The organism is Faecalibacterium longum (assembly GCF_040094125.1).
GTDB lineage: Bacteria > Bacillota > Clostridia > Oscillospirales > Ruminococcaceae > Faecalibacterium > Faecalibacterium longum.
Map to the genome: position 1 here is coordinate 22,400 of NZ_JBBNIH010000111.1, position 16,956 is coordinate 39,355.

The 16,956-nt window shown below is 60.7% G+C and carries 10 protein-coding genes; 5 read left to right on the forward strand and 5 right to left on the reverse strand.

The genetic code is table 11. The annotated features are described in order from the left end of the window. The first annotated feature begins 288 nt into the window (after positions 1–288). Positions 289–1,035, forward strand: coding sequence for an RICIN domain-containing protein (locus AAAU26_RS04560; protein WP_227619027.1), 747 nt, complete (start codon positions 289–291; stop codon positions 1,033–1,035). A 104-nt stretch (positions 1,036–1,139) separates the two neighbouring features. On the opposite strand, the gene pyrG is transcribed toward AAAU26_RS04560, so the two are convergent. The 5 genes from pyrG to AAAU26_RS04585 form a co-directional block, all read right to left on the reverse strand. Further along, complete coding sequence (pyrG, locus tag AAAU26_RS04565) at positions 1,140–2,759, reverse strand: CTP synthase (RefSeq protein WP_227619028.1); 1,620 nt, start codon at positions 2,757–2,759, stop codon at positions 1,140–1,142. 86 nt (positions 2,760–2,845) lie between these two features. Continuing rightward, complete coding sequence (locus AAAU26_RS04570; protein ID WP_217211562.1) at positions 2,846–3,421, reverse strand: ANTAR domain-containing response regulator; 576 nt, start codon at positions 3,419–3,421, stop codon at positions 2,846–2,848. A gap of 31 nt (positions 3,422–3,452) precedes the next feature. Next, entirely contained in the window at positions 3,453–4,772 is a 1,320-nt protein-coding gene (locus AAAU26_RS04575; protein WP_227619029.1) for a glutamine synthetase family protein, read from the reverse strand. Positions 4,773–4,933: 161 nt separating this feature from the next. Further along, on the reverse strand, positions 4,934–7,021 hold the full coding sequence (locus AAAU26_RS04580; protein ID WP_158405116.1) for a glutamine synthetase III family protein: 2,088 nt from the start codon (positions 7,019–7,021) through the stop codon (positions 4,934–4,936). Positions 7,022–7,442: 421 nt separating this feature from the next. Next, complete coding sequence (locus AAAU26_RS04585; protein WP_227619030.1) at positions 7,443–8,672, reverse strand: class I SAM-dependent rRNA methyltransferase; 1,230 nt, start codon at positions 8,670–8,672, stop codon at positions 7,443–7,445. A gap of 393 nt (positions 8,673–9,065) precedes the next feature. On the opposite strand from AAAU26_RS04585, the gene AAAU26_RS04590 reads away from it, so the two are divergent. The 4 genes from AAAU26_RS04590 (at position 9,066) to AAAU26_RS04605 (ending at position 16,834) form a co-directional block, all read left to right on the forward strand. Then, positions 9,066–9,554 (forward strand): CYTH domain-containing protein, encoded by a 489-nt coding sequence (locus tag AAAU26_RS04590; protein ID WP_227619031.1) that lies wholly within the window; start codon positions 9,066–9,068, stop codon positions 9,552–9,554. A gap of 118 nt (positions 9,555–9,672) precedes the next feature. Next, positions 9,673–10,242 (forward strand): rhomboid family intramembrane serine protease, encoded by a 570-nt coding sequence (locus AAAU26_RS04595; protein WP_227619054.1) that lies wholly within the window; start codon positions 9,673–9,675, stop codon positions 10,240–10,242. Positions 10,243–10,611: 369 nt separating this feature from the next. After that, positions 10,612–13,089, forward strand: coding sequence for an efflux RND transporter permease subunit (locus tag AAAU26_RS04600; protein ID WP_217211557.1), 2,478 nt, complete (start codon positions 10,612–10,614; stop codon positions 13,087–13,089). Then, positions 13,076–16,834 (forward strand): autotransporter outer membrane beta-barrel domain-containing protein, encoded by a 3,759-nt coding sequence (locus AAAU26_RS04605; protein WP_227619032.1) that lies wholly within the window; start codon positions 13,076–13,078, stop codon positions 16,832–16,834. Before AAAU26_RS04600 ends, AAAU26_RS04605 begins: the two co-directional genes overlap by 14 nt. The last annotated feature ends 122 nt before the right edge of the window (positions 16,835–16,956 follow it).

Consider the following 16,956-nt stretch of genomic DNA (forward strand, 5'->3'; position numbering starts at 1 on the left):
GGGTAAAATGCAGATATATAATAAGTATAGCGCAGATCGGGGGAAATGTCGAGATGGTGGCACTGCACCAGCGGCGGTCGGCTCCGTTGCAAAAAGTTAGGGTATTGAGTGCAAAAGCAGGAGAAAATGGAATGCCTTTTGGCAAATTTGCCAAAGAAAGGTCGAATTGCTTGTAAAAAATCACGTCGAGTGGTATAATTTATGGAAAGAAACAAAAGCGCGAAGACAAAAAACAGCGCAGAGAAGAGTTCCGGGGAGATCCTGCCCCGGGATACGGAGGGAAATCTTATGAAATCTGTGGCACAGACTATCATTGAAGCAGACCGCTTCTACACCATCGCCGCCAAGACCGGCAGCGTCATTCAGGCTGTGGAGAGCGTCAAGGACGGCGGCAACATCCGTCTGGGCAAGTACGAGCGCAAGCCCGAGCAGGAGTGGGCTTTCGTCCGCGAGGGCGACGGCGTTTACCGTATCCGCAACCGCGCTTCCGGCAAGCTCATCGACCTGATGATGACCGGCACCGCAAACGGCACCTGGCTCCACCTGTGGGAGGACGTGGGCGGCACTTCCCAGATGTGGAAGATGGAGCCCACCCCGGCCGGCACCGTCCGCCTGCGCTCCATGTGGGCTGCCGGCAAGTGCATCGACACCGTGGGCATGGGTACTGCGGACGGCGCTGTGCTCCAGATCTGGCAGGAGACTGCCGGCGAGGACCAGCTGTGGACCATCTCCGAGGTGAAGGACCGCGCAAAGCACGCCCCCAAGGCGGAGGAAAAGCCCGCTGAGGTCAAGGCCGAGGCCGCTGCTCCCGCCGAGGAAAAGCCGGCTGAGGAAAAGGCTGCACCTGCTGTGAAGAAGACCACCAGAAAGCCTGCGGCAAAGAAGACCGCCGCCAAGACTGCTGCGAAGTCCGCTGCGGCAAAGGCTGAAGCCGCACCCGCCAAAGCCGAGGAAAAGCCCGCCGAGGCCGCTCCTGCTGCAAAGCCTGCCCGCAAGACCGCCACTCGTAAGAAGACCACGAAGGCCAGCAAGTAAGCACGGCTACATAGCATCATAGCAAAAAGAGCACCCGCTCTCCACGGTGATGTGGAAAGCGGGTGCTTTTGAGTTTAGGGTCAGGTTTGCCTTCGTACAACCTCTCAGTGCCCCATCTTGCCCTTCTTGAACTTCAGCGCCGCTGCGATGAAGCCCTTGAACAGGGGATGTGCGCGGTTGGGACGGCTCTTGAACTCGGGGTGGAACTGTGCGCCGAGGTGGAAGTCACGGCCCGGCAGCTCCACGGTCTCCACAAGGCGGCCATCGGGGCTGGTGCCGGAGATGACCAGACCGGCGTCCTGCATCTCCTGACGGTAGTCGTTGTTGAACTCGTAGCGGTGGCGGTGGCGCTCCCAAATCTCGCTCTGGCCGTAGCACTCGGCCATCTTGGTGCCGGGCAGGACGGTGCAGGGATACTTGCCCAGACGCATGGTGCCGCCCTTGGGGATGTTGCCCTGCTGGTCGTCCATCAGGTCGATGACGTTGTGATGACCCTCGGGGGTGAACTCGCTGGAGTTGGCGTCGGCGTAGCCCAGGACGTGGCGGGCGAACTCCATGACCATGATCTGCATACCGAGGCAGATGCCGAAGTAGGGAACATCGTTCTCGCGGGCGTACTGTGCGGCCTGTATCATGCCTTCGATGCCGCGGTCGCCGAAGCCGCCGGGGACGATGATGCCGTCCACGTCCGCAAAGGCTTCCTTGCAGGCTGCCTGGTCGGGCAGGTCCTCGCTCTCGACCCACTTGATCTCCACCTGACTGTCGTTCTCGAATCCGGCGTGGTAGAGGCTTTCCATGACGGACAGATAGGCGTCATGCAGCTTGACGTACTTGCCCACGAGGGCGATGGTGCAGGTCTTGCTGCGGGTGGCGATCCGGGCCAGCATCTCTTTCCACTCGGTGAGGTCGGCGGGGGGAACATCCAGATGCAGCTGCTTGACCACCACGTCGTCGAGGCCGCCGGTGTGGAGCATCAGCGGACACTGGTAGAGGCTGGGCATGGTCAGGTTCTCGATGACGCACTCCGGCTTGACGTTGCAGAAGGTGCTGATCTTCCGGCGGATGTCGCTGCCCACGCTGCCGTCGGCGCGCAGGATGATGATGTCGGGGCTGACGCCCATGCCCTGCAGCTCCTTGACGGAGTGCTGTGCGGGCTTGGACTTGTACTCATCGGAGCCGGAGATGTAAGGCACCAGCACCACATGGATGAAGCAGCAGTTCTCCTTGCCCTGCTCGAGGCCCACCTGACGGATGGCCTCGAGGAAAGGCTGGCTCTCGATGTCGCCGGTGGTGCCGCCGATCTCGGTAATGACCACATCGGCCTCGGTGGAAGAGGCCAGATTGTAGATATAGCTCTTGATCTCGTTGGTGATGTGGGGGATGATCTGGACGGTCTGGCCGAGGTAAGCGCCCTGACGCTCCTTGTTCAGCACGTTCCAGTAGACCTTGCCGGTGGTGAGGTTCGAATACTTGTTCAGATTCTCGTCGATGAAGCGCTCGTAATGGCCCAGGTCCAGGTCGGTCTCGGTGCCGTCGTCGGTGACGAAGACCTCGCCGTGCTGCAGGGGGCTCATGGTACCCGGGTCCACGTTCACGTAGGGGTCCAGCTTCTGGCTGGCCACCTTGAGGCCGCGGCACTTCAGCAGTCGGCCCAGAGAGGCGGCGGTGATGCCTTTGCCCAGACCGGAGACGACGCCGCCGGTCACGAAAATAAACTTTGCCATAATGGTTCTCCTCTAATTTACAGATATTCTTTTCCGTGAATATCACGATAAGCAAATACTTCCCCTCAGTGGGGGCGCAATACGCATTATTGCGCGGGGTCGTAGGAGTCCAGTATCTCCTGCGCGACCTCGGCGCGGTCGCGCCGGGTGTCCATCGCTTTTTTCTCGATGTAGCGGTGCGCCTCGGCCTCGGTCATATGGCCCAGCTCGATGAGGCAGCACTTGGCGCGGCTCACCAGCCGCACCTGCGCCAGCTTTTCCTGCATCCGCTGATTCTCCTGCCGCAAAAGCAGGAGGCGGTGGTTGCTGGCGGCGGCCATGTGGATGGCCTGCAAAAAGAAGGTGTTGGAGAAGGGCTTTGTGACCAGCAGAACACCTTCTTCGCTCAGCGGGGTCAGAAGCTGCTCGGCGGCTGCGGCCTTGGCCAGAAATATCACACCGGCATCCGTTTTCTCCACGGCGTCGGCGCACAGCTCGTGGCCGAACTCATCCGGCAGCGGCGAGTTGACCACGATGAGCTCAAAGTCGGATTCCAGCATCCTCCGCCGCGCCTCCGCCGCACTTGGTACGATGATAGGCCGCGCATAGCCCAGCTCCGTCAGGCGTGCGGAGATATATTCGTTGGAGCTTGCGCCCGCGCTTACGATCAGGGCACGTCCCATTCGGCTCACTCCTTTCCTATGTCATTCTGCATTAGATGGCATTGAAGTAGTGGACGCGCTCATATTCGGCGGGGTCGGAGGCGTTCTTGAGCGCCTCGCAGCGGCGCAGAGCCTCGGCATAGTAGCGGCGGCTCAGCTCGTCGGGCAGGAATTTGTGAAGGAACTCGCTGTTCCTGGCCACCTCGACGGCCTCTTCCAGCGAGGCGGGCAGGGTCTCGAGACCGAGACCGGCGGCTTCGCCCGGGATGAAGAGGTTGCGGTTGACAGGGGCAGACAGCTCCATCCGGTGCTCGATGCCGTCGAGGCCTGCTGCCAGCACGAGGCCGATGGCAAGGTAGGGGTTGCAGGCGGGGTCGGGGCTGCGCAGCTCCATGCGGCAGTTGTCGCCCTTCACCTGCGGGATGCGAACCAGCTGGCTGCGGTTCTGGCGGCTCCAGCTCACGTAGCGGGGAGCCTCGTCGCAGCCGAAGCGGAGGTAGCTGTTGGGCAGGGGATTCGTGAAGGCCGTCAGCTCCCGGCTGTGGTGGAGGATGCCCGCCATGAAGCTGCCGGGGATGCTGTCGGGGGCGATGTCGCCCTCAAAGAGGTTCTTGCCGTCCATGGTCAGCGAGAGGTTGATGTGGAGGCCGCTGCCGGCCTGGTCGGGCAGCGGCTTCGGCAGGAAGCTGGAGTGGAAGCCGTTGCTGGCCGCCACGGCCCGGACGATCTGCTTGAACAGAAAGATGTTGTCGGCGGTCTTGAGGGGGCCGGCGTAGTGGAAGTCAATTTCATTCTGGCCGTGGCCGTTCTCGTGGTGGCTGTGCTGGGGGGCGAGGCCCATCTGCTCCATGGTCAGGCAGATGTCCCGGCGGATGTTCTCGCCGGCGTCCAGCGGCGCTACGTCGAAATAGCCGCCTGCGTCGATGGGGATGCGGGTAGGACGGCCCCGGTCGTCGTTCTCGAAGAGATAGAACTCGCACTCGGTGCCGACGTTGCAGCGCAGGCCCAGCTGCTTGAACCGGCGGTTGATGTCCCGCAGGAAGCCGCGGCAGTTGCCGCCGAAGGGGGTGTTGTCCGGCTTTTCCACGTCGCAGAAGAACTGCATCACCCGGCCCTCAGCCGTGCGCCAGGGCAGGATGGTCATGGTGGACAGGTCGGGCCGGAGCACCAGGTCGCTCTCCTCCACGTGCATGAAGCCCGCGATGGCGCTGCCGTCGAAGCAGACGCCATCTTCCAGCGCCTTGGGAAGGTCGCTTGCCAGCACGGCGATGTTCTTCTGGAAGCCGAAGATGTCACAGAACGCGAAGCGGACAAATTTTACATTGTTGTCCTCGACGAAATCGAGGATGTCCTGCTGTGTCGTATAACTCATAGGTGTGTGTCCTCTGAAAAGTATGTCTTCTTAAAAAACGCCCAAAGGCCTGCCTCTGTACAGAGGCAGGTCTTCAGGCTGGTGTAAGAAATAGGAAAAGGAGAATGGCTCAGATAAGCGCCTCAGCCTGTGGTGCTTTATTCTACGCTGGTATGTGAAGATCAGACGTAGTAGAGCATCTTGCTGTAGCTGGGCAGAGGCCAGTAGTCCTCGCCGCAGATGGTCTCGGCGTCGTCGGCGGCGGCGCGGAGGGCGTCCATCTTGGGCAGAACGTCGTCGTGGAAGGCGACGGCCTTTGCGCTCTCGTCGGAGAGGGCCTTTGCGGCATCGACGGCGGCCTGCAGCTCGTCCACAGCGTCGCTCATGGCGTCGGCGTCAGCGGACAGGCGGGTCAGTGCCTTCGTCTCGCTGCGGACGCTCAGGTTCTCGCTGACGGCCAGCTTGGAGGCGGCGGTGTTGGCGACCTCACTCATGTAGGCGTTGACGGCGGGCAGCAGCTGCTTGCGGGCCATCTCCAGCATGGTCAGGGCCTCGATGTTGATGATCTTGGAGTAGTGCTCCATCTCAACTTCGTAGCGGCTCTCCATCTCGACCTTGGTCAGGACGCCGAAGTCCTCCATCAGGGCGATGTTCTTCGGCTCGATGAGGGCGGGCAGAGCGGCGGGGGTGTTCTTCTTGTTGGGCAGACCGCGCTTTGCAGCTTCCTCTTCCCACTCGGCAGTGTAGCCGTTGCCGTTGAAGATGACGCGGCGGTGGTCGCGGATGGTGCGCTTGACGAGGGCGATGGCGGCGCTGGTGAAGTCGTCGGCCTTCTCCAGCTCGTCAGCGTAGCCCTTCAGCTCCTTGGCGACGGCGGTGTTCAGGATGGTGTTGCAATCGCTCAGGTTCTCGGCGGAGCCGGGCATACGGAACTCAAACTTGTTGCCGGTGAAGGCAAAGGGAGAAGTACGGTTGCGGTCGGTGGTGTCCTTGCTGAACTTGGGCAGGACATCGACGCCGAGGTCCATCTTCATCTTGACGGGGCCGGCGTAGGGAGAATCGGAAGCGATGGCGTCGATGACGGCTTCCAGCTCTTCGCCCACGAAGATGGAGATGATGGCCGGAGGTGCCTCGTTGGCGCCCAGACGGTGGTCGTTGCCGGGGGTGGCGACGGAGGTACGGAGCAGGTCGGCGTACTCATCGACAGCCTTGATGACGGCGGCCAGGAAGACCAGGAACTGCAGGTTCTCCATGGGGGTGTCGCCCGGGTCCAGCAGGTTCTCGTGGGTGGTGGACATGGACCAGTTGTTGTGCTTGCCGCTGCCGTTGACGCCCTCGAAAGGCTTCTCGTGCTGCAGGCAGACCAGACCGTACTTGGGGGCCAGCTTCTTCATCATCTCCATCGTCAGCAGGTTGTGGTCGATGGCGACATTGGTGGTGTCGAAGATGGGGGCCAGCTCATGCTGGCAGGGAGCCACCTCGTTGTGCTTGGTCTTAGCGGGGACGCCCAGCTTCCACAGCTCTTCGTCCAGCTCCTTCATGAAAGCGGAGACCTCGGGGCGGATGACGCCGAAGTAGTGCTCTTCCAGCTCCTGACCCTTGGCAGACGGTGCGCCGAAGAGGGTGCGGCCGGTGAGGATGAGGTCCTGACGGGCCTCGTAGTCTTCCTTCTTAATAAGGAAGTACTCCTGCTCGGGGCCGACGGTGGTGGAGACGTAATCCACGTCCTTGCCGAAGAGCTTCAGGACGCGGATGGCCTGATTGGACAGCGCGTTCATGGAGCGCAGCAGGGGAGTCTTCTTGTCCAGCGCCTCGCCGGTGTAGCTGACGAATGCAGTGGGGATGCAGAGGACGTCGTCCTTCACAAAAGCGAAGCTGGTGGGGTCCCATGCGGTGTAGCCGCGGGCCTCACAGGTGGCACGCAGGCCGCCGGAGGGGAAGGAAGAGGCGTCGGGCTCGCCGCGCACCAGCTCCTTGCCGTTGAACTCCATGATGGCGGTGCCGTCGCCCACGGGGGAGACGAAGCCGTCATGCTTCTCGCTGGTAATGCCGGTCAGCGGCTGGAACCAGTGGGTGTAGTGGGTGGCACCCAGCTCCATGGCCCAGCGCTTCATGACGCTGGCCACGACGTTTGCCACCTCGATGTCCAGAGGTGCGCCCTTGTGCAGGGTCTTCTCGAGGCTCTTGTAGGTAGCGCTGGGAAGGCGCTCCTTCATGACGTGCTCGTTGAACACCTTGCTGCCGTAGATCTCCATAACATTTGCTGCCATAAATCCTACTCCTTACTTGAATTGAAATACTTCAGCTGGTCGCGGATTTTCACGCGGAAAGAGGCGGGCTCTCCCGCGAAATATCGGGTTAAACGAAACGACGCTGCGAGTCAGGAGGTGACTCACAGCGTCGTTGCTGTCTATGCGATGATTATAGCCGAACGGGGCGAAAAACGCAATAGACAGATTTGACGATTCTGCACAAACTGACTCCCGATTTTTTGGAGTATTGCGCGGATGGTATGACTATTGCCCTCTCAGGCATCACTGCGTGGTCAGGCTATCCTTCGTACAACCTCTCAGTCTGCTTCGCAGACAGCTCCCCTAGTAGGGGAGCCTCTGGCGAAGAGACAAAGCTTTACGGAATGCCAAGGCCTCCCCTCGTTAGGGGAGGTGGCACGCCGTAGGCGTGACGGAGAGGTTAAATCACCTGAAACAGGAAAAACTTCAGATAGTTCGTCTCCGGCACGCCCCAGAGGATGGGGTGGTCGGGGGCCTGCTGGCGCACTTCGATTTGGCGCAGCTGGCGGTGAGCGTCCTTTGCGGCGGAGCGCAGCATCTTGATGAACAGCTCCTCGGTGGCAAAATGAGAGCAGCTTGCCGTGGCGAGGTAGCCGCCCCGGGGCAGGAGCTTCATGGCCCGGTAGTTGATCTCCTTGTAGCCCCGCATGGCGTTTTCCACCGTGCGGCGGGCTTTGGTGAAGGCCGGCGGGTCGAGGATGATGAAATCGTAGGGATGGCCTTCTTTTTCGAGGCGGGGCAGAAGCTCGAAGGTATCCTCGCAGAGGAAGTCCATGTTGGTCAGGCCGTTGCGCTCCGCGTTCCGCTGGGCCATGGCGATGGCGTCGGCGCTGATGTCCGCTGCCGTGACCCGGGCTGCGCCGCCGCTGGCTGCGTTGAGGGCAAAGCTGCCGGTGTGGGTGAAGCAGTCCAGCACGGTGTGGCCGGCGGCGAGGCGGGCGACCGCCCGGCGGTTGTACTTCTGGTCGAGGAAGAAGCCGGTCTTCTGGCCGTTCTCGAAATCGACGTGGTAGTAGACGCCGTTCTCGCAGATCTCGGTCTGGGTGGAGACGGGGTGGCTTTCACCCGGCAGCTCGAACCAGCCCTTGCTCTGCTCGAGGCCCTCTTTGGCCCGCAGAGCCTCGTCGTTCCGCTCGTAGATGCCGTCGATGGTCTGGCCGTCGGCCCGCAGCACTTCGGCGAGGAGGGGGAAGAGGACAGGCTTCAGCTTTTCCATGCCGACGCTGAGGGTCTGGGTGACGAGGATGTTGTTGAAGCGGTCCACGGTCAGGCCGGGGAACTGGTCGGCCTCGCCGAAGATGACCCGGCAGGCCGAGAGGTCGGCAGGCTCGAGGACGGTCTTGCGGTAGGCCCAGGCGTACTCGACGCGGCGGCGCCAGAAGCTGGCGTCGAAGGTGTCGTTGGCGTTGCGGGAGATGAGGCGGACGCGGATCTTGCTCTTGAGAGAGACGAAGCCGGTGCCGAGGTAAGCGCCCTTCGGGCTCACCACGTCGGCGAGGGTTCCGTTCTCAGGCTCTGTCTCCGGGAACTCGAGGATGTCGTTCTCGTACACCCACGGATGTCCGCCCACGAGGCTGGCCTCGGCTTTTTTGTTTACTTTATAAATAGGATAGCTGCGTTCTGATTTCATGGTTGCTCCTTAATAATTGAGGATGAACCTCTCCGTCACGGCTGCTGCACGAGGGAAGGCTTCGCCTTTGTACAACCTCTCAGTCTGCTTCGCAGACAGCTCCCCTAGTAGGGGAGCCTCTGGCGAAGAGGCGAGGCTTTACGGAATGCCAAGGCCTCCCCTCGATAGGAGCAACAACGACGACCGCCGCCAGTGGCGGAAACAGGGAGTCGCTGTTGGGGCAGCGGCCAGCAAGACGCAAGCAAAGCGCTACGGATGCTGGGTGCCGCAACCCGGGCAGTGGCACGGCGTTAGCCGTGACGGAGAGGTTATCTTTTGGCTAACTCACCATTTATAATACCATAAAAATATGTTAGAATAAATACAAAAACCGCCGAAAGGAAGGAAAACATCATGGAGATCGAGCGCAAGTGGATGGTAAGCGGCTGGCCGGAGGGGCTGCCGCTGAAAGAGGAGTTTGCCATGCGGCAGGGCTACATCAGCGTGCGGCCCACCGTCCGCATCCGGGAAGAGGCCCTGACGGGCGGCAAGACCCACTACGTCCTCTGCTTCAAGTCGGGCAGCGGGCTGGCGAGGGAAGAGATCGAGCGGGACATCGACCCTGCGCTTTTCAATGACCTCGAGACGAAGATCATCGGCAGGCCCCTCATCCCGAAGCTCCGCCGCAGCTACCTGCTGCCGGACGGTGCGGTGCTGGAAGTGAATCATGTGGACGAGGGCCAGCCGACGGAGTTCTGGTACGCCGAGGTGGAGTACCCCACAGTAGAGGCAGCCCGCAGCTGGCAGCCTGCCGCCGTGGGCCTCGCGGACTACCTGAACGACGAAGTCACCGACCAGCCCGGCCAGAGCATGGGGGCCTATTGGGAGCAGACCCGGGGTTGAACCGACGAAAGTTGTGGAAAAACCTTGAAGATTATGATATGATGGTCGTATCACTCATACTGCGGCCCCGGACGGGCCGGGAAAGAAGGAAACAACTACGAAACGACCCAAATTCACGCTGTCTGTGCAGTACAATTCGCCGGTCATCCTGACATTTTTCCTCCTCTCACTGGGGGTGCTGTTCCTGGGCCAGTACACCGGCGGCTGGACGACCACCCATCTGTTCAGCGTCTACCGTTCCTCGCTGAAAGACCCGCTGTTTTACATCCGGCTCTTCGGCCATGTGCTGGGCCACGGCAGCTGGGACCATTTCCTGAACAATATGCTGCTTCTCCTCGTCGTCGGCCCGCCGATGGAAGAAAAGTACGGCAGCCTGCCCCTGCTCAAAGGCATCCTGCTCACGGCCCTCATCTCGGGCATTCTGCAGTGTGCGTTGTTCCCCCGCACGGCGCTGCTGGGCGCGTCGGGCATCGTCTTCATGCTCATCATGCTGGCATCCCTGTCCGGCTTCTCGGGCGGCATCCCCGTCACCATGCTGCTGGTGGCGGCGCTCTATCTGGGCCAGCAGGTCTATGACATCATCTTTGTGCGGGACAACGTGGCCAACTTCATGCACATCGTCGGCGGCGTCTGCGGCACAGTGTTCGGCTACGTCAATGCGGGGCCGCGGCGAAAGAAAAGAAAATAAACCTCTCAGTCTCGCTATCGCTCGACAGCTCCCCTAGCGAGGGGAGCCTCTGGCGAAGAGGGAAAGTTTACCGAAATGCCAAAGCCTCCCCTCGTTAGGGGAGGTGGCACGGCGTCAGCCGTGACGGAGAGGTTAAAAGGCAAGCTGCGCCTTGGCTAAGAACAAGCAAATTTTATCATTCGCGCGGTTTTGCCGCTTGCTTTTTGATGGGCAGCGCTCTATTATATCATTTGTACAAATATTTCCCTTTGATTTTTCACAAAATCACCAAATGTAGTTTATCGGACGGAGGTTGTTTATGAGACGACTGCGCAGCCCATCCCCGGGGATGAAACTGCAAAAAAATCACGACAAAGGAGGACGGACGCTTTGAACGAACACGAAAAACCGCAGATAGACTTCATGCACAAGCTTGCGCGCCAGATCGTGGAACGCCGCAACCTTGTGTTCCTGTTTGTCATTCTGGCTGCCATCTTCACGGTGTTCTCGGTGCGGTGGGTCAAGGTCGAGACCGACATGACCACCTACCTGCCCAAGACCTCGGAGACCCGCATGGGCCTTGACATCATGGACGAGCAGTTCACGACCTACGGCTCTGCCGACGTCATGGTGGCCAACATCACGCCCGCTGAGGCCGATGAGCTTTCCGACCGGCTCACCGAGCTCAAGGGCGTCCAGATGCTGGACTACGACGACACGACCGACCATTATAATAAGGACGCAGTGTCGGCCCTTTACTCCATCACCTTCGACTACCCCGAGGACGATGACCAGTGCCTCGAGGCCCTTGACCGGGTGAAGGAATACCTCGCCGACTACGACATCTATGTCTCCACCTCGCTGGGCAACACCCAGCAGGAGACCATTGATGCCGAGGTACGGGTCATCATGGTGTACGTTGCCGTCATCATCGTCATCGTCCTGCTCCTGACGTCCCAGACCTACGCCGAGGTGCCTGTCCTCATCCTCACCTTCGTGGTGGGCATGATCCTGAACATGGGTACAAACTTCATGCTCGGCACCATCTCCTTCGTGTCCAACTCGGTCACGAACATCCTGCAGCTGGCGCTGTCGCTGGACTACGCCATCATCTTCTGCAACCACTTCAAGGAAGAACACCAGACCATGCCTCTGAAGGAGGCCGTCATCGAGTCCCTGAGCAAGAGCATCCCCGAGATCAGCTCCAGCTCCCTGACCACCGTCGGCGGCCTTGTGGCTATGCTGTTCATGCAGTTCCGCATCGGCTCCGATATGGCCATCTGCCTCATCAAGTCCATCCTCTTTGCGATGCTCTCGGTGTTCGTGGTCATGCCCGGCCTGCTGATGCTCTTCGGACCCTACATGGATAAAACCAAGCACAGGAACTTCGTTCCGGAGATCCCCTTCGTGGGCCGCTTTGCATGGCACACCCGCAAGGTCATCCCTGTCATCTTCCTGGTGGTCATCCTCATCGGTTACCACTTCTCGAACCTTTGTCCCTACGCCTACGGCTACGATGTCATCAAGGTGCCGAAGATGAACGAATCCCTCATCGCGGACCAGATGATCGAAGAAAACTTCACCAAGTCGAACCTCGTGGCACTCGTCTACCCCAAGAACGACGATTACAGCATCGAGAAAAAGATGCTGGAGGAGCTGGAAAGCTGCGATGAGATAGACTCCACCAAGGGTCTGTCCAACATCGAGGCCCAGGACGGCTATATGCTGGAAGACGAGCTCACCGCCCGCCAGTTCTCCGAGATGGCCGATCTGGACTATGAGGCCGCCCAGATGATCTACACCGCCTACGCCATCGAGAACGAGGAGTACGGCCAGGTCATCGGCAACTTCGCATCCTATAAAGTGCCGCTCGTGGATATGTTCCTCTACGTCTGCGACGAGGCCGACACCGGCATCGTCTCCCTCTCTCAGGAAGACCTGGACGACCTCCACGACGCCCGCGACCAGATGGAGAGCGCACTGGCCCAGCTGCAGGGCGACGACTACAACCGCGTCCTCATCTACCTGAGCCCCTCTCTGGAACCCGGCCAGACTACTTATGAGTTCACCGACACCATCCGCTCCATCGCCCGGAAGTATTACCCGGACGGCGAGCTCTACATGGCCGGTGACGCCACCAACGAGTACGATTTCCAGAAGTCCTTCGCCATCGATAATGTCGTCGTCAACGTCGTGTCCATCTTTATCGTCCTGCTGGTGCTGCTGTTCACCTTCCAGTCCGTCGGTATGCCCATCCTGCTCATCGTGGTCATCCAGGGCGCTATCTGGATAAACTTCTCGTTCCCGTATTTCATGGGGACCAACCTCTACTTCATGGGCTACCTCATCGTCAGCTCCATCCAGATGGGCGCGAACATCGACTACGCGATCGTCATCGCCACCCGTTTCAACGAGCTGAAGGATAAGATGGAGCACAAGCAGGCCATGATAGAGACCATCAACTTCGCGTTCCCGACCATCCTGACTTCCGGCACCATCATGACCGTGTCCGGCATCCTCATCGGCCAGATGACTTCCGACGCCTGCATCGTGGGCATCGGCCAGTGTCTGGGCCGAGGCACCATCATCTCCATCATCCTCGTCCTCTTCGTCCTGCCTCAGATTCTGCTCATCGGCACCCGCATCGTGGACCGTACCTCCTTTGCTGTGCCGAAGCTGGTGGCCCGCAGCAGCGGCAATGGCCGTATGCGCGTCAATGGCATCGTGCAGGGCGAGATCCACGGCTCTGTGGCCGGTACGATGAACGCCATCGTGGACGGCGACGTCCAGCTGACCGTCATCTCGGGCAACGTCTCTCAGGAACTGGACGACAATAAACAACAGGAGGTGCAGAATGAAGACCAGTAACCATCTGCTGCGCCGCCTGACGGCTGCGCTTCTGGCCGCTGTGCTGGCGCTGAGCATCGCACTGCCGGTGTTCGCGTCTGACGACGGCGATACCATTTACATCAACAGCGTCTCGGACCTGCTTTCGCTGGCCAAGAGCTGTGCCTACGACCAGTGGTCGGTGGGCAAGACGGTTATTCTACAGAAAGACCTCTCCCTCGAGGGGATGCTGTGGGAGCCCATTCCGTCCTTCAGCGGACAGTTCAAGGGCAATGGCCACACCATCTCGGACCTGACCATTACGGGCCAGTATTCCCCGGCGGGCCTCTTCGACATCGTGGAGGAACAGGGCTCCGTCGAGTCCCTGAGCGTGCGGGGCATCGTGTCTGTCTCTGACTCTGCCGACACCACCACCGGCGGCATCGTAGGCATCAACCACGGTACCCTCATCAACTGCCAGTTCACCGGCGTCGTCACCGGCGACAGCGAGGTGGGCGGCATCGTGGGCCGCAACGAGTCCGAAGGCACCATCGACCACAGCACTGCCCGCGCCATCGTCACCGGCAAATCTTCCACCGGCGGCATCGCAGGCTACAACCTTGGCGCCATCACCGGCTGCACCAATGTGGGCAGCATCAACACCGAATATCAGGAAGCATCTCTCGACACCGACGGCTTCACGGCCAAGATGGTGGACTATATCAACAACAAGATGGCCGCCGCCGATGACGACGCCACCAATTCCGTCACCAACGTCGCTACCGACACCGGCGGCATCGCAGGCCGCTCCTCCGGCATGATCTTGACCAGCGTCAACACCGGAACTGTCGGCTACGAGCATATCGGCTACAACGTGGGCGGCATCGTGGGCCGCACCGACGGCCTCGTATCCGGCTGTGTCAATCAGGGCCATGTTCTGGGCCGCAAGGACGTGGGCGGCATCGCCGGTCAGGCGGAACCCTATCGCGAACTCGACCTCTCCAAGGACACCATCAAGCGTCTCCGTTCGGAGCTGGATGTTCTGCGCGGCCTTGTCGATGACACCACCGGCGTCGTCGAGAACTCCACCACCAGCATCTCCAATTCCTTCAGCGCCATGACCAGCCAGATGGACACCGCCATTGCAGCGGCACGCCAGCTGGACGATCAGGCCAGCGACTACGGCGACGAGGTGGCCGACGAGATCGACCGCGCCTCCACTCTGCTGGCCGATACCCTCACCAAACTCGAACCCGTCATGGACACCGGCGAAGATGCCATGACCAAGCTGACCGATGCCACCGGAAACCTCAAGTGGGCCATGCGCGAGATGGCCGCTGAGATGCTGATGGCATCCAGCGCCCTCAGCAAGACCAGCGACGGTCTGGGCAAGGTGAGCGACGCGGCCGAGGATGGCCGTGACGGTATGTCGGCTATCTCTGAGGGTATCAAACAGCTGTTGGAGTCTGTTGATACCGGCGATGACAGCGCTGCCTCGCAGGCCATCTCCGGCATCCTCTCCGCATACGACTCCCTGTCCTCGGACAAGAAGTCCGACAAGAACCTCAAGACCGGCATTGAGCTGCTGAAGGTGGCCAACTCCGTGGCCAGCGTCTTCACGCTGGGCAGCGGCATGGCCCCGGCAATGAAGGCCGTCACCGCAGGCATGGGCCTGCTGCGCACGGCGTCCCTCCTGTCCAACGACAGTGACATTGCCCGTGCTACTTCCCAAATCGCAAGTGCCATCGGCACCATCTCTACCATTGCCACCCAGATGGGCGGCATCGTGGGCAGCGCTGCCAAGTCCGTCTCGGCCTCCGACCACCCCGAGCTGGCTACGGCTCTGACCAAAGCCTCTGACGCGCTGGACGGCATGGGCAGCATCACCGACGGCATCATGGACAACATCAAGGACTGGGTCGGCAATAACGGCGGCGGCAGCATCAAGGATGGTCTCGATCAGCTGAGCGATGCTTCCGACAAGCTGAGAGACGCCATGGATGACCTGAGCGACTCCCTCGACCTGCTCAAGACCGACGCCGCCCTCACCAGTGCAACGCTGGCGCATACCTCCGTGGCCATGGGCCAGATGCAGGACGGCCTCGGCGGCCTGACCGATATGATGGGCCAGACCCGCGACATCCTCCACTGGCTCAACCAGCAGGACCCTATCAAGGTGCCTCGTCCCTCGGCAGAACTGACCAACACCAAGGACTCCCTCTTTGATGCTGTCAGCGCCATCAACGACAAGATGGACGACATCAACAGCACCATGCGCACCGCCAGCAACCAGCTGACCGACAAGATGCGCGCCGTGACCGCACAGGTCAGCGTCGTGTCCAACCTGATGCTGGATGCTGTGGAAGAGATCAGCGACCCGGGCAGCAAGACCATCTACGAGGATGAGTCGGAAGACCTCATCGCTTCCCAGTCCGACGGCAAAATTGAGAACAGCATCAACCGCGGCACCATCGACGCCGACATGAACGTGGGCGGCATCGCCGGTACCATGGGCGTCGAGAACCTGCTGGACCCCGAGGAGGACAACAAGGACGAGGGTACCTCGCTGCTGCGCACCTCCTATACCGTCAGCGCCGTCCTCATCGGCAACATCAACGAGGGCAGCATCACCGCCAAGAAGGACATGGTCGGCGGCATCGTCGGTCAGGAGGAGCTGGGCCTTGTGACGGCCTGCGAGTCCTACGGCGACGTCACCGGCGTCAATCAGGTGGGCGGCATTGCTGGTGCGGCCAGCGCCAAGCTCCGCAGCAACTGGGCAAAATGCGCCCTCAGCGGTGAAAAGTACATCGGCGGCATCGTCGGTCAGGGTACCGACAGCGATCTCACGGATGGCAGCCTCATCGCCATCAACAACCGCGCCATCGTCTCTGTGCTGGAAGGCCAGCAGTACGTGGGTGCTGTCTCCGGCGGACAGGACGGCGGCTTCTATGGCAACCTCTTCGTCTCCGACGATCTGCAGGGCATCGACCGCCTGAGCCGCGTCGGTCAGGCAGAGCCGGTCACCTATGAGACCCTGCTGGCTCAGGAGAATGTGCCGGACTCCTTCCGCAAGCTGAACCTGACCTTCAAGGCCGACGGCCACATCATCAAGAAGATCAGCTTTGACTACGGTGCGTCCTTCACGCTGGACGACTACCCCGAGATCCCCCAGAAGAATGGATACTACGCCGAGTGGAGCACACCCGTCCTCGACCAGCTCCACACCGACACCGTGGTCAATGTGGAGTACACGCCCTACATCCCGTCTCTGAGCAGCAGCGTCACCCGCGAGAACGGACGTCCCGTTTTCTTCGTGGACGGCTTCTTCGGCGGTTCCAACGCCGTGCAGGTCACCCAGCAGGACATCACAGCCGATGTCCACGGTGTGACAGAGCAGTGGCTGCTGGAGTTCACCGATGACGGCAATGAGACCCACCAGATCCGTTATCTGACCCCCGGCAAGGCCAAGGGTAAGGTCTACGTCAAGCAGGCCGACGGCAGCTGGCATAAGGTGGAGACGGGCAGCTTCGGCAGCTACACCACCTTCACCACTACCGGCACCGAGGTCGAAGTGGCTTTCGTCCCTGCAAAGCTCCCCATCTGGGCCTTCTGCGCCGGCGGCGCAGCCCTGCTGGTGCTGCTCCTTCTGCTGGCAAAGCGCATCAAGTCGAAGCACGGCCCCAAGGGCGAAAAGCCCCTCAAGGAGAAGAAGGGCAAACAGCCTGAGACGGCGGACACCCCCGCCGATGAGCTGGATACCCCCATCTCTGAGACGGATATGCAGTAAGTTATAAGAAAAGCAGGAGCTCCATCCGAATGGATGGGGCTCCTGCTTTGTTTGTAGGTTAGGCTCGTCTTCGTACAACCTCTCAGTCTCGCTGCCGCTCGACAGCTCCCCTAGTAGGGGAG

Bases quoted from the DNA above. Each gene is read 5' to 3' on its own strand.
- AAAU26_RS04560 (WP_227619027.1), top strand. From the start codon at position 289: ATGAAATCTGTGGCACAGACTATCATTGAAGCAGACCGCTTCTACACC.
- pyrG (WP_227619028.1), bottom strand. From the start codon at position 2,759: ATGGCAAAGTTTATTTTCGTGACCGGCGGCGTCGTCTCCGGTCTGGGC.
- AAAU26_RS04570 (WP_217211562.1), bottom strand. From the start codon at position 3,421: ATGGGACGTGCCCTGATCGTAAGCGCGGGCGCAAGCTCCAACGAATAT.
- AAAU26_RS04575 (WP_227619029.1), bottom strand. From the start codon at position 4,772: ATGAGTTATACGACACAGCAGGACATCCTCGATTTCGTCGAGGACAAC.
- AAAU26_RS04580 (WP_158405116.1), bottom strand. From the start codon at position 7,021: ATGGCAGCAAATGTTATGGAGATCTACGGCAGCAAGGTGTTCAACGAG.
- AAAU26_RS04585 (WP_227619030.1), bottom strand. From the start codon at position 8,672: ATGAAATCAGAACGCAGCTATCCTATTTATAAAGTAAACAAAAAAGCC.
- AAAU26_RS04590 (WP_227619031.1), top strand. From the start codon at position 9,066: ATGGAGATCGAGCGCAAGTGGATGGTAAGCGGCTGGCCGGAGGGGCTG.
- AAAU26_RS04605 (WP_227619032.1), top strand. From the start codon at position 13,076: ATGAAGACCAGTAACCATCTGCTGCGCCGCCTGACGGCTGCGCTTCTG.